The following is a 13,946-nucleotide window of genomic DNA, read 5'->3' on the forward strand; positions in this document are numbered from 1 at the left end:
ATTATGAGCCCATTATTATCTCCAGAATCACCGGAGTTAGATGAAGCGCATTTTGCCCTTCTGGCCCATTATGCGAAGCATTTAGGCCGAGCACCGAAAGCCATTCGTTTTGCGACGAACACTGGCGAGCGTCGGTCTCGCCAGAAAGGTCACGGCATGGAAATGCTAGAGCTACGAGCTTATCAAGCAAGTGATGACTTGAGGCACATAGATTGGCGTGTCACAGCTCGTACAGGTCAAGCGCACACTCGTCTTTATGCTCAAGAAAATGACCATCAAAGATTGTTGTTGGTTGATTTGTCCAATCACGCTTACTTTGGCACTCGCCATACTTTTATTTCCACTCGCTTAATTCAGCTTGCGGGAATCATTGCTTGGCGCTCAAAACAGCAAGGCGACACCTTGTCTTATTGTTTGAATTATGGCGAACAAGAATACGCCAACAACAAACAAAGCATGTTTCCTACTTTGCTTCATCAATTACAAGACGCTTCTCGATTAGACAATAGAAGCGCAAAGCCGAATCAAAAAAGTGTGTGGTCTCGCTCTCTATTGACGTCTAAATCACACAATAAAGATGTGATTATTTTGACAGATAAGCAAAGTTGGAGTGATGAGGAAGAAAGCTCGCTTATGCAACTTGCCAAGCATAATGCCGTTCACTGGATTCAAGTCATTGATAGCAACGCCTACAATTTGCCAACAGGTCAATATCAAATGGTCGGCCAATATGGCATCCAACGAGTGAATGTCAGCCAAAAAACCATGCAACAGGCAAAGGCCGCTTTCTTTGAGCAAAACGCGGTTATGCGTAAAAAGCTTTCCGCTATAGGCATTCGCCATCAATTGTTCGACCTAACGGAATCCCCTGAAAAAATCGCTCGCTATTTACTTTCTCAAGGAGCCTTACGCTAATGCCTGCCGGTCAAACACAGGCAACAATGAGTTTGCCAAATGAAGCTTATTTGCTACCCGAATCCATTCCAATGTGGCCGCCCGCGTGGTGGACATGGCTAATTCTTGCATTGCTGCTTTTGCTCATTGGTGCCTTTGTTTTTTATCGTTATCGACGCTACAAAAAACGCGCCTACCGACGTGAAGCACTTAATGCCATCACTAAAGCACCGACTGATTTATCAGACAAAGAATGCATATTGCTTTGCCATGAAATGATTCGTCGTTGTTTCATCAGTGAAAATAAAATAGAAATGGCCGCACTGCCTAGTTCAGCTTTATTGGAAAAAATAGATCTCACTATGCCTAAAAAATACCAATTTTCATTACTTGGAAACGCATTTTTTGATGGCCCTTATCGCAGCAAGGTTGAACTAACACCAGAACAACGAAGCGCCATGATCAAAACCACAAGTTATTGGATAAGGAAACACCATGCTTGAATTAACTTGGCCTTGGTTTCTACTGCTTCTTCCTATTCCTTTAATAAGGTTCTTTGCTCCTAAAGCAAAGCCAAAAGGAAATGGTATTTGGTGGATGAATACAGATGAATTGGTTCATCACCAAGACACCAAGCTGGCATCAAAGCGTTTTCAGTTAGGGCCTTTGTGTCTGACGATTGCGTGGATTTTACTCGTCCTAGCCATGACCAAACCCGTTTGGTTGGGCGAACCAACTAAAGTCGTTCCATCAGGTCGAGACTTGTTAATCGCATTGGATTTGTCCGGCAGCATGCAGGTGTCTGATATGACACTCAACAATCAATCTGCAAACCGACTAGAAGCCGCTAAATCTGTATTGTCAGATTTCATTGAAGCCCGTCGCGGTGACCGCATCGGGATCATCGTTTTTGGCTCTAAAGCCTATTTACAAGCGCCTCTCAGCTTTGACACAACTACTATTAACCAGCTTGTCCAGGAAGCACAAATAGGCTTTGCTGGTGAGCAAACCGCCATAGGTGATGCGATTGGCTTGAGCATTAAAAGACTCGAAGACAAACCATCCGACAAAAAAGTTTTAATCCTTATGACGGATGGCGCCAACACCGCAGGCCGAGTTCAACCTGAGCAAGCAGCGGAGTTTGCCGCCTCACAGAATGTTCGCATTCACACCATAGGCATTGGTGCGGACAGCATGTTAGTACAAAGCTTTTTTGGTTCAAAAGTCGTCAACCCATCGAGCGATCTGGACGAAACTCTGCTTAAAAACATTGCCGCTCAAACTGGCGGCGAATATTTTCGCGCTAAAAGCACAGAAGATTTAAGAGCGATTTATCAGACATTAGATGAACTAGAACCCACGCCAGCAGAAGACATTTGGCAACGCCCTTTAACTAGCCTTTTCCACTGGTTAGGCCTAGGCGCCATCGCTTTTCTAAGCTTGGCTTTGCTGTCTAACAGAGAAATCGTTTGGCGCAAAAGGAGTCACTCATGATGCTGTTTGACATGATCCATTTCGAGCGACCTTACTGGCTGCTGTTTATTCCCGTGACGCTGCTCATTGCTTTTTTATTCAATGCCACAGCGTCACAAAAAAATGCTCTGGACAGCACGGTAGACGCCAATCTACTTGAGCATTTGGAATACAAAAACCATTCAAGTAACAAGAACAAATGGCTTGGCGTCATTAGTCTGATTCTGTGTTGGATTGGGTTAGCTGGCATCAGTTGGACACAAGTGCCAACTGAAATGTTTGAAAGCACCCAGAAAACCGTTTTGGTTGTCGATCAATCTTTGTCTATGTATGCGACGGATATTTTGCCCAACCGCCAAACACAGTTAAAGCAAACCATCCGAGATATTCTAGAGCAAACAAAAGAAGGCGATATCGCCCTAGTGGCTTTTGCTGGAGAAGGCTTTGTTATCAGCCCTTTCAGCCAAGACAGAGAAACCATCACTCATTTCTTGTTGGCTCTCGAACCCATTATCATGCCTGTGTATGGCAGTAATTTAAGCAGTGGTATTGAGACGGCACTATCACTCAACCAAGACACAAGTACGCCTTTGCACATCATTGTATTAACAGATGATCTGAGTGAAGAAGATGAAGAACGAATCCCTTCTCTGCTGAAAGGGGCTAACACGCAACTGGATTTAATCGCTGTTGGCACAACTAACGCTTCCCCAATTAAGCTTCCTGACGGCCAAATCATGAGACAGAATGGTAAAAACGTCATCGCAGCCACTCCTATTGATAAGTTAGAAGCCTTTACTCAATCATTAGGCGGGCAGTTTTATGAAGGACGCTTGACGCCAAATCAGCTGGCTCAAGTCACCCATACTTCATTGGACAATCAGCAAACTCAGAAATCGGAAAACAAGAGTATTTATTGGCAAGAACAAGGTCATTGGTTTGCCTTGCCTTTGTTGCTTTGGCTCGCATTCCAATTCCGAAAAGGCATGCTGTTCATCTTACTTATTGGCATTTTCTCCCTTCCTTCAGAAAAGTCCTTTGCTTCCCCTTTAGATTGGTTTTTAACACCAGATCAAAAAGGCCAACAGGCCGTTGATCAAGGCGATTGGCAAACAGCTGATCAATATTTCACTCAACCTGATTGGAAGGCCGCGTCATCTTATGCCCTAAAAAATTACCAAGAAACCATAGAATCTCTTGAAGGCATAGAAAGAAACGCCTCTGAAAACTATAACTTAGGCAATGCTTTCGCATTATCTGGTGACGTATCAAAAGCCATAGAAGCGTATGAAAAAGCCTTAGAGCAAGATCCGACTCTTGTGGTTGCCAAAGAGAACCTCGACTACCTCAAAAAACAAGAGCAAAAAAAGAACGAACAAAACGACGAGTCTCAGGATCAAAACTCTCAGGACCAAAATCAAAGCAGCAACCAGAGCAAGAACCAAGAGAGTCAACAGTCGTCATCAGACTCAGATGAAAAAAATGAGCCAAATGACTCTTCAGAGTCAAAAAATGACAATAAAAAGAACGAAACAGAAGACAAAGAGAAATCACCTAAGGATAATAAGCAAGAAGCTGATTCCCAGAGCGAAGCAGAAAAGAAAGAGACAGCCGACAGCACTCTCGACAAAGAACAAACTCAAGCTCTGAATCAATGGTTAAGACAAATTCAAGATGATCCTGGGTTATTACTGCAGCGTAAACTCTGGTATCTGCATCAAGAAAAACGTAACGAAAATCGATTTACACAAGAGGATGGGCAAAACCCATGGTAATTAAGCAAACTTTCTTTTCATCCAATCTGAAACGCAGCATGCGATGTTTGCTTTCCATTTTGGTGACGATATTGCTTGCAGCCTCATTCTCTAACAATCTTTATGCGGACACAGTAACCGCATCGCTTAATAAAAGCACTATTACCGAAAACGAGATTGTCCAGCTCACAATCAGAGCCGATTTCAGCGACACAGGAAATGGCCCAGAATTGGCCCCCTTACAACGTGATTTTGATGTTTTAGGCAAAAGCCAAAACAGTCAGTTCAGCTTTAATTTAGGTACCAGCCGTGCGATGAATTATTGGGTCATCTCCTTGATGCCAAAATCAGTTGGCACCTTTGAGATTCCTCCTATCAAAGTCGGAGAGCATGAATCTCAAGCAATCAAATTGGTCGTGCAGAACTCACCTCAATTGCTCGACGGAAATGGCAATCCTCCGGTTATTGTAAAAACAGAAGTCTCTGAAATTGAGCCGTATTTACAACAGGAAGTTATCTTAAGCGTCCAGCTTTATACTTCTGTTGCTCTACAAAACGCCAACCGTTCCGTACCATCACACCCCGATCTTGTTATTGAGCGCTTAATCGATGACCAAATGAGTTATCAGACGATTAATGGCACACAGTATCAGGTGATTACACGAGAATATCTTGCCTTTCCTCAGCGCAGTGGCTTGCTCACCATTCCACCACAAACACTGCAAGCCATGATCAATACGTCAACTGGCAGAAGAATGATTAAGGTGCAAAGCGAGCCGTTGAATTTGCAAGTGCTGCCTATTCCTGCAAGCTATTCTAGCGACACATGGTTACCAAGCTCGAATGTGACTGTGTCAACAAAGCTAGAAAAAACCAACGACTCGCCACGAGTGGGAGACACATTAATCTGGACGATTGATATCAAGACAAAAGGTGCGCTTCCTGAACAAATCCCTACCTTGGATTTCAACAGCACGCGCGATTACAAACTCTACCCAAAGCCACCTAAATTCAATACGCAAAAAACAAGTAATGGCGCCACTGGAAACCAAACAATCACGGTCGAGGTTGTACCCACAGCAGATGGAGCCCTTCAGCTACCCGACGTGAACATTACTTATTGGGATACGGAAACAAGAGCAATCAAAACAGCTTCAGCCACCACCGAAGAAGTTTTGATTGCACCTTTACCAAGCAGTGCAACACAAAATCAAACCGACTCAAGCACTCCTAAGATCAGTGAGCCTCTTCCTGCTCAACCACGCTCTGTTGCGCCCATATCCTTAGCGAAAACACCAACGAAAAAGACAGACACTGCAAATGAACCGGCTTCAATTGAAGTCGCTATTACAGAAACTTCTTCTAGTTGGTCATTACGAGGTTATTTAATTGCTGGGCTGCTGCTACTCTCTTTATTGACGATCGCAGGCTGGTTGGCTATCTGGTTTAAAAAGCGACAAAAGAGCGCCCCTGAAAGCGCAACACAAGTTCCAACATTACAAGATTTCGCCCCATTGAGCACAGCAGATGAAAACTCGGCTTATAAAGCCTTAATTGAATGCTGTCACAACAACAACCTTTCGGAGCTGAGATCTTGTCTATTAGAGTGGGCTAGACACCGTTGGGGAGATCACGAAATTCATAGCGTCGATGACATCAAACGACTCACGTCTGTTGAAGTAACTCAACTACTCATGGAATCAGAGCTTCTTATGTATTCCAACAATCCGATCCATGAGTGGTACGGTGAGTCTCTCGCAGATGCTTTAGAAGAATTTACTAGCGGCCAGCCTAAGCCTTCTCAGGCTGGACAGCTAAAAACACTTTACCCAAACTTTTAAGATAAACCGATTACAAAAGGACTATCTGAATGACTTCATTCCAATCCGGCATTATTGCTGAAGCGTCGAGTGACGCCCTTTTTATTACTCTTAACATTAAGCGCTCAGATATTAGCAAAGCTAAACAAGCCCTTGCTTCTGTCCCTTCTATCGTGAAAGAAACACAAGAACAGTTTCCTGACGGGCAACTGCATGCTTGCGTTGGATTAAGCAGCCAAGTTTGGAGTGAGTTCGACCAGAAACAACCAAAAGAGTTGGCACCCTTTCCTCACATTAAAGGTCAAGAAATAGACGTTGTTCCGACTGATGTGGATTTAGTATTGCACATTCGTTCATCACGACACGATGCGAGCTACGAGCTTGGCAATAAGATCTTTTCTGCATTTGGGTCCAGCGTTGAACTCGTTGAAGAAGTCAGCTGCTTTAAATATTTAGATAACCGAGATCTAACTGGCTTTGTCGATGGAACAGAAAACCCAGAAGGTGAAAACCGCAAGAAAGTAGCTCTTGTTGGAGAGGAAGATCCTGATTTCAAAGACGGTTCTTACTTTAATTTAATGCGCTTTGTTCACGACCTAGAAAAATGGGAAAAACAACCCATCAAAACGCAAGAAGACACCTATGGTCGAACTAAGTATGACAATGAAGAATACGCTTCTGCAGATAAATCTGTGCATGCACATACCAAGCGTACATCGCTTAAAGACGACAATGGAAACTCAATAGAGATTTTACGCCACAGCATGCCATTCGCTTCATTAACTGAAAAAGGCTTGATGTTTGCGAGCTATGGAAAAACACCAACCGCATTTAACCTTATGCTAGAAAGCATGGTGAAAGGCGATGAACACGGCAACACGGATCACTTAATGAAATACACCAGCATTAAGACTAGCCAAGCTTTTTTTGTTCCTGCCGTTGAGTGGTTTACCTCTCTGAAAGATTAACCTTGTCAGCTGATATTTAGACAATAAAACAAAGCAAAGGCCTGCAAGAACACACAAAAAAGCCACTCAATAGAGTGGCTTTTTTAGTAGCAATGGCGACCAATTAACGTTCTATCGTCGCTTTACCTTGTAGATAACTTTGCTGACCTTCTGTGCTCAAGCTCGCTTGAATTTGATTCAAGTATTGCTCGTAAGCAAGTTTCTGCTCATCTGCAACTGAGTCTTCACCAACTGTTACGGCATTCAATCGAATCAAGACCAGATCACCATTAGCAAGGCCTTTAACCTGTAACTCAGGACCCGAAGTTGGGTGAGGCAGAGAAAAAGCCAATGAGGCAATTTCATCTTGGCCACGCTTAGCATTGGCAACAGACGTCCATTCCGTATCAGAAGCCTCTTTCGCAGCTTCTGCTTTCGCTTGAAGCGATTCTAGTGCTTTGTTTTGAATAACAATGGAAGCAACCTGATCTTTAGTCTCTTCAAAAGTCTGGAATGCTTCAGCTTTGTGATCATTCAAATGTATCACAGCAACTTGATCATCACTTAATTCAAGTAGATCACTGTTTTGATTATCTTCCAAAACAGAAACACCAAAAGCAGAAGCGATTACAACAGCATTACTGGTAATTTCGTCATCACCGCCTTCACGACCAAAGTACGCACTTTGAAGCACGTCTACGCCATATTCTTTAGCGATATTATTTAGGTTGTCACTTGCGTAAGCCAAATCTGTAATATCTTCGTGAGCGCTTAGCAAAGCATCTCTGGCTTTAATTTCGATCAACTGTTGCTTAAGTTCAGCTTCTTGTGAAGCAAAGCTTGGTACATCTGCATCAACGATATCGTTTAGCTTAATTAAATGATAACCAAATGGGCTTTTAGCAGATTTAACTTCATCTTTTTCCATTGAAAACAATGCATCATCAAATGCTTCATCAATAGAACCTTTCTCAATGTAGCCAAGATTACCGCCATCATTCTTCGATCCGATATCATCAGAATATTCCGCAGCCAACTCCGCAAAACTTACACCAGAATCCAGTTTAGCTTGCACTTCATCAAGACGAGCTTTTGCTTCTTCATCACTTCTTTCTGACGTATCAATTAAGATATGGGAAGCGAATCGCTCTTCTTTTGCTAAGCCAGCAATAGATGCTTCATAAGCACTCTGTAATTCTGCATCTGTTACTTGAACTTTTTCATAGAAGTCAGAACTAGAAATAACAACGTAATTTACTTTTACTTGTTCTGGTGTTTTAAAACTTTCTTTGTTCTCTTCGTAATAAGCCTGTAGCTCGTCATCACTAACGCTCGTCAGTTCTGATTCATCTGCTAGAGAATACGTAGCGTAATCGTATGAGCGCTCTTGCGACTGTAAAGCAGAGACACTGTCTACTTGATAAGGTAGAACGAATTCCGAGCCAGCTATTGCATTTCGCGGCTGCTGAATAAGAACGTCTTGTTTAATGCGTTCTTTAAAAGCCAAAGGTGTAAAGCTCAAAGACTGAATGAAGCTGAGGTATTTATTCTGATCAAATTGACCGTTTGTTTGAAACTGCTCTGCTTGCAATAAATAGGAATCTACTTGAGCGTCTGATACACCTAGCCCAAGATCTGCCGCTTGATTTGTTAATACAGCACGTTGAATCAATTCATCCAAAGCACGGCGTTGCAGCAAACTATCTTCTAATAACTCAGGGCGAATCTGCCCACCCATCATGGAAATTAATTGGCGACGTTGAGTTTCGGCACTTTGTAACAATTCTGTACGTGTAATTTCAACACCATCAACTTCGGCAACCGTTTCCGAAGAGTTAAAACTTGTAACTAAAGCGTCTACGCCAAATAGAGCAAAAGTCACAACGATAAAGCCAACAATGATCTTTACCACAATGCCTTGCGACTTATCTCTGATATCTTGGAGCATTACTGCCTCCGAATGAATGAATTAAATAACTAATAAAAAAGGTGCATTCCGCTCGGAATACACCTTTTGTGTCTAATGGCGGAACAGACGGGACTCGAACCCGCGACCCCCTGCGTGACAGGCAGGTATTCTAACCAACTGAACTACTGCTCCAAAAACATTAGTTTACAGCGTCTTTAAGACCTTTACCGGCTTTAAAACCAGGCACTTTCGCTGCTTTAATTTGGATTTCCTCACCTGTTTGAGGATTACGACCTGTACGCGCCGCACGTTCTTTAACTGCAAAAGTACCAAAACCAACTAGTGTAACCTGGTCACCTTTTGCTAACGCTGCTTCAATTGTTTTCAAAGTAGCATCAAGCGCATTGCTTGCAGAAGCTTTAGATAAATCAGCAGACGCCGCAATAGCATCAATCAATTCAGATTTGTTCACGTTGTACCCCTTCAGTATTTTCGTGGTTCCTTAGAATTATTTTCGGCGCAATATAAATGCCTACTCACAAGGCCGAGCGAGAAGTTATACAAGCCCGACCTACTTCCTGTCAACACAGGATATGACTTTAATGATGACTGACAGTTTCTTGTTCATCAACAGTTTTTTCACTCGAAGGTAAGGTTTCTACCTTTTTTGGCGAGGGAATATACTCCAAAGCAATATCAAGTACTTCATCAATCCATTTCACAGGAACGACCTCAATGTCAGCCTTGATATTATCAGGAATTTCTTTCAAATCACGAGCGTTTTCTTGAGGAATTATCACCGTTTTAATCCCTCCCCTGTGAGCCGCCAGGAGCTTCTCTTTTAGGCCACCTATAGGTAGAACCTCTCCTCGAAGAGTAATCTCGCCAGTCATCGCCACAGACGCTTTAACAGGGACCTTTGCTAACACAGAAACAATTGCTGTACACATGGCAACACCAGCACTTGGACCATCCTTCGGAGTCGCCCCTTCTGGAACATGCAAGTGAAGGTCAGTTTTTTCATGAAAATCATCATCAATTCCCAAGCCAGCAGCACGACTTCGAACAACTGTCAAAGCAGCTTGAATAGATTCTTGCATCACATCACCAAGGGAGCCGGTTTTAACATGGCGACCTTTACCTGCAACACCAGCTGCTTCGATGGTCAATAATTCACCACCTACAGAGGTCCAAGCCAAACCTGTTACCTGACCAATTTGATTTTTTTCTTCCGCTTTTCCATAACTAAATTTATGAACACCAGAGAAATCTTCCAAATTAGCAGCACTTACTTCAACTGCTTTCGCCGCTTTACCTTTGCTTAAAGCTTGCTTTTTAACCACTCGACGGCAGATTTTACTTAATTCTCGCTCTAATCCACGAACACCCGCTTCTTTCGTGTAATAACGAATAACGTCCATTAAAGCATCGTCAGTAACTTGAATTTCATTCTCTTTTAAACCTGCCAACTTAACTTGTTTTGGTAACAAATAACGCTTAGCAATGTTCAGTTTTTCATCTTCTGTGTAACCCGGAATACGAATAACTTCCATACGATCAAGCAAAGGACCTGGAATATTCATACTGTTAGAAGTACAAATAAACATAACATCAGATAGGTCGTAATCGACCTCAAGATAATGGTCATTAAAGGTATGGTTTTGCTCTGGATCAAGCACTTCTAATAATGCAGAAGCAGGATCCCCACGCTGATCCATGCCCATTTTGTCGATTTCGTCCAATAGGAAAAGTGGATTCTTAACTTTCACCTTGGCCAATTTCTGTATTAATTTACCTGGCATAGAGCCAATATACGTACGACGATGCCCGCGGATCTCAGCTTCATCTCGAACACCACCAAGCGCCATACGTACATATTGACGGTTTACCGCTTTCGCAATTGATTGACCCAATGAAGTTTTACCTACACCCGGAGGCCCAACCAAACACAAAACAGGACCTTTTACTTTTTTCACGCGCTGCTGAACAGCCAAAAACTCAAGGATTCGCTCTTTTACATCTTGAAGGCCGTAGTGGTCTTGATTCAACACTTTTTCTGCGTAAGCCAAATCATTACGAACTTTGCTGCGTTTCTTCCATGGTAAAGAGATCAACCAATCAATATAACCACGAACAACTGTTGCTTCCGCAGACATAGGAGACATCATGCGAAGCTTTTTCAATTCCGCTTCCGCTTTATCTTTTGCCTCATCGGTCATTCCAGCTTCAAGAATTTTTTCTTGTAGCAAGTCGAGTTCATTACCACCGTCTTCCATATCACCAAGCTCTTTTTGAATGGCTTTCATTTGCTCATTCAAATAGTACTCGCGCTGGCTTTTTTCCATTTGCTTCTTAACACGGCTACGGATGCTTTTCTCAAGGTGAGCAATATCCAACTCACCATCCATTAAGCCAATTAAATACTCACCACGCCCAACCAAGGAATCAATTTCCAAGACTTTCTGCTTATCTTCAAGCTTTAGGCTCATATGACCTGTAATGTTATCAATCAACTTAGACAGATCATCAATAGACTTTAAAGAAGCAACAACCTCTGCTGGGATACGCTTACTACCGGCAACGTATTCATCCAATTGTTTTAATAATGCATTACGGATAACACCATATTCGCTTTGATCTTCTTCTTTTAGGTCTAGCTCAACGACGCCACCCAAAACAAAACCGTCTGCTTCTTCCATTTTTTCAAGACGAGCACGATTACCACCTTCAACCAACACCTTTACAGTGCCGTCTGGTAGTCGCAACAATTGCATTACTTTTGCAGTGGTACCAATAGAATAAAGATCGTCTAACGTAGGATCGTCTTTGGATGCATCCTGTTGAGCAACAAGAAAGACATACTTATCATTTTCCATCGCAGACTCTAGTGCTGCTATAGATTTAGCTCGGCCGACAAACAATGGCAAAACCATATGTGGATATACCACCACATCACGAAGTGGCAGCATTGGCAGGAGTAAGGAATCCGTCATATTAATTTCCAATCTGGGCGCATAAACAAAAGCGCACTTTATATTTCAACATTGATTAGGAAAGAGATAAGGGCAAAGCCTTAAATTACAAGAGTAATACCTATTTGATTTTAGCCTATAGAAAAACTTTAGAGGTAAAGGAGCATAAAAAAAACCGAAATGAAGCTAAATATTCATTTCGGTTTTTAGTCATGTATTTAAGATCAGACCATTACGGCTAAGCGTTTTTCGCTAAATCTTCTTTCTCAACCACCATCAAAGGCGCTGATTCGCCGCGAATAGATGATCCATCCATAACCACTTTAGAAACATCGTTCCGTGTTGGAAGTTCATACATGCAATCCAACAAAGCAGATTCCAAAATACTACGCAAGCCACGAGCACCTGTTTTACGCTCTAACGCTAACTTTGCAGCTTCACGCAAAGATTCAGGAGTAAACTCTAACTCAACACCTTCAAGCTCAAACAAATGCTGATATTGCTTAACAAGCGCATTTTTTGGCTGACTCAAGATGGTCATTAAAGCTTCTTCATCAAGTTCAGATAAAGTCGCAACTACAGGTAAACGACCAACAAACTCAGGAATCAAACCAAACTTAACCAAGTCTTCTGTTTCTACACGATGAACCGCTTCTGAAAAAGATTTCCCTTCTTCTTTACTCTTCACCATAGCTGAGAAACCAATACTACTTTTCTCTGTTCGGTCACTGATCACACGTTCTAAACCTGCAAACGCACCACCACAAATGAACAGAATATTAGAAGTATCAACTTGCAAAAATTCTTGCTGAGGATGCTTACGACCACCCTGAGGAGGAACAGAAGCAACGGTTCCTTCGATCAACTTAAGCAATGCTTGCTGCACACCTTCACCGGAAACATCACGCGTAATAGATGGGTTATCAGATTTTCTAGAAATCTTATCAATCTCATCTATATAAACGATCCCACGCTGTGCTTTCTCAACATCGTAATCGCAGCTCTGCAATAACTTCTGAATAATGTTTTCCACGTCTTCACCAACATAACCCGCTTCTGTCAGGGTTGTCGCATCAGCAATGGTGAAAGGCACATCAAGAACACGAGCAAGCGTTTGCGCCAGCAAAGTTTTACCACTACCTGTTGGACCTATCAGCAAGATATTACTCTTACCTAACTCAATGTTAGTGTCTGACTTACCTTGGTGACGCAAGCGTTTATAGTGATTATAAACCGCTACTGCTAATACTTTTTTCGCCTTGTCTTGACCGATAACATAATCATCTAAAGACGCGCTTAGTTTCGCTGGCGTTGGCAATTCATCTTCTGTCTCTCCGCCTTCTACTGAAGCTTGAGACAACTCTTGAATGATAATGTTGTTGCATAAATCCACACACTCATTACAGATATAAACCGATGGGCCTGCAATAAGCTTTTTGACTTCGTCCTGACTCTTTCCACAAAAAGAGCAATACAATAGTCGATCCGAGTGGTCACCACGGCTAAAATTATCGTCCGACATTTATTCCACCCTTTTTAAACTGTACGTTTCTGTAAAATATCATCAATTAAGCCGTACTCTTTTGCCGTTTCCGGATTCATAAAGTTATCACGGTCAGTATCAATAGCGACTTGCTCTATATCTTTACCAGTATGGAAAGAAATAATTTCATTAAGCTTATGTTTAATACTTAGAATCTCACGAGTATGGATCTCAATATCAGATGCTTGCCCTTGATATCCACCTAAAGGCTGGTGAATCATCACACGTGAATTTGGTAGACAATAACGCTTACCTTCCGCACCTGCAGTCAGTAACAAAGCACCCATGCTTGCTGCTTGACCAATACACATGGTGCTTACATCAGGCTTAATAAATTGCATTGTGTCATAAATAGACATGCCCGCTGTTACAGAGCCACCTGGAGAATTAATGTATAAATGAATGTCTTTATCTGGGTTCTCAGACTCCAAAAACAAAAGCTGAGCAACAACCAAATTGGCCATGTGGTCCTCGACTTGACCAACCAAGAAAATCACTCGCTCCTTCAACAAACGCGAATAAATATCAAAAGATCGCTCGCCTCGGGCTGTTTGCTCAATAACCATAGGAACAAGGCCATTACTTGTAATTGCAACAGGGCCTGTAGTTGGGTTCGTCAAATTCATATTGCATT

Annotated in this window: 11 protein-coding genes and 1 tRNA gene; 6 read left to right on the forward strand and 6 right to left on the reverse strand. The window is 42.4% G+C overall.

Annotation, left to right across the window (positions count from 1 at the left end; all coding sequences use genetic code 11):
* The first annotated feature begins 3 nt into the window (after positions 1 to 3).
* From ACMUMQ_RS04855 to ACMUMQ_RS04880, 6 genes are read left to right on the forward strand one after another with little or no spacing between them, the layout of a single operon-like run.
* The gene (locus ACMUMQ_RS04855) at positions 4 to 915 is read left to right on the forward strand and encodes a DUF58 domain-containing protein (RefSeq protein ID WP_414680888.1); all 912 of its coding nucleotides are present in this window, start codon (positions 4 to 6) and stop codon (positions 913 to 915) included.
* Entirely contained in the window at positions 915 to 1,397 is a 483-nt protein-coding gene (locus tag ACMUMQ_RS04860; protein WP_414680889.1) for a DUF4381 family protein, read from the forward strand. Before ACMUMQ_RS04855 ends, ACMUMQ_RS04860 begins: the two co-directional genes overlap by 1 nt.
* On the forward strand, positions 1,390 to 2,388 hold the full coding sequence (locus ACMUMQ_RS04865; RefSeq protein WP_414680890.1) for a vWA domain-containing protein: 999 nt from the start codon (positions 1,390 to 1,392) through the stop codon (positions 2,386 to 2,388). Before ACMUMQ_RS04860 ends, ACMUMQ_RS04865 begins: the two co-directional genes overlap by 8 nt.
* Entirely contained in the window at positions 2,385 to 4,142 is a 1,758-nt protein-coding gene (locus tag ACMUMQ_RS04870; protein WP_414680891.1) for a VWA domain-containing protein, read from the forward strand. The genes ACMUMQ_RS04865 and ACMUMQ_RS04870 overlap by 4 nt, the downstream gene beginning before the upstream one ends.
* A complete protein-coding gene (locus ACMUMQ_RS04875) occupies positions 4,136 to 5,962 on the forward strand; it encodes a BatD family protein (RefSeq protein WP_414680892.1) in 1,827 nt (608 codons plus the stop codon). Before ACMUMQ_RS04870 ends, ACMUMQ_RS04875 begins: the two co-directional genes overlap by 7 nt.
* Before the next feature lie 29 nt (positions 5,963 to 5,991).
* Positions 5,992 to 6,909, forward strand: coding sequence for a Dyp-type peroxidase (locus tag ACMUMQ_RS04880; RefSeq protein ID WP_414680893.1), 918 nt, complete (start codon positions 5,992 to 5,994; stop codon positions 6,907 to 6,909).
* Between the two features lie 103 nt (positions 6,910 to 7,012).
* Here the strand turns inward: ACMUMQ_RS04880 and ACMUMQ_RS04885 are convergent, their stop codons facing one another.
* The 6 genes from ACMUMQ_RS04885 to clpP form a co-directional block, all read right to left on the reverse strand.
* Positions 7,013 to 8,836: a SurA N-terminal domain-containing protein gene (locus ACMUMQ_RS04885; RefSeq protein ID WP_414680894.1), complete on the reverse strand. Its 1,824-nt coding sequence runs from the start codon at positions 8,834 to 8,836 to the stop codon at positions 7,013 to 7,015.
* A 76-nt stretch (positions 8,837 to 8,912) separates the two neighbouring features.
* Positions 8,913 to 8,989, reverse strand: a tRNA-Asp gene (locus ACMUMQ_RS04890).
* A gap of 7 nt (positions 8,990 to 8,996) precedes the next feature.
* Positions 8,997 to 9,269 (reverse strand): non-specific DNA-binding protein Hbs, encoded by a 273-nt coding sequence (hbs, locus tag ACMUMQ_RS04895; RefSeq protein WP_036163501.1) that lies wholly within the window; start codon positions 9,267 to 9,269, stop codon positions 8,997 to 8,999.
* Between the two features lie 127 nt (positions 9,270 to 9,396).
* Complete coding sequence (lon, locus tag ACMUMQ_RS04900; RefSeq protein ID WP_414680895.1) at positions 9,397 to 11,790, reverse strand: endopeptidase La; 2,394 nt, start codon at positions 11,788 to 11,790, stop codon at positions 9,397 to 9,399.
* Positions 11,791 to 12,007: 217 nt separating this feature from the next.
* Positions 12,008 to 13,291 (reverse strand): ATP-dependent protease ATP-binding subunit ClpX, encoded by a 1,284-nt coding sequence (gene clpX / locus ACMUMQ_RS04905; RefSeq protein ID WP_414680896.1) that lies wholly within the window; start codon positions 13,289 to 13,291, stop codon positions 12,008 to 12,010.
* A 14-nt stretch (positions 13,292 to 13,305) separates the two neighbouring features.
* Positions 13,306 to 13,938 (reverse strand): ATP-dependent Clp endopeptidase proteolytic subunit ClpP, encoded by a 633-nt coding sequence (gene clpP / locus ACMUMQ_RS04910; protein WP_347982335.1) that lies wholly within the window; start codon positions 13,936 to 13,938, stop codon positions 13,306 to 13,308.
* Positions 13,939 to 13,946 lie beyond the last annotated feature (8 nt).

This window comes from Marinomonas algae (assembly GCF_047525555.1).
In the GTDB taxonomy this organism is placed as follows: domain Bacteria; phylum Pseudomonadota; class Gammaproteobacteria; order Pseudomonadales; family Marinomonadaceae; genus Marinomonas.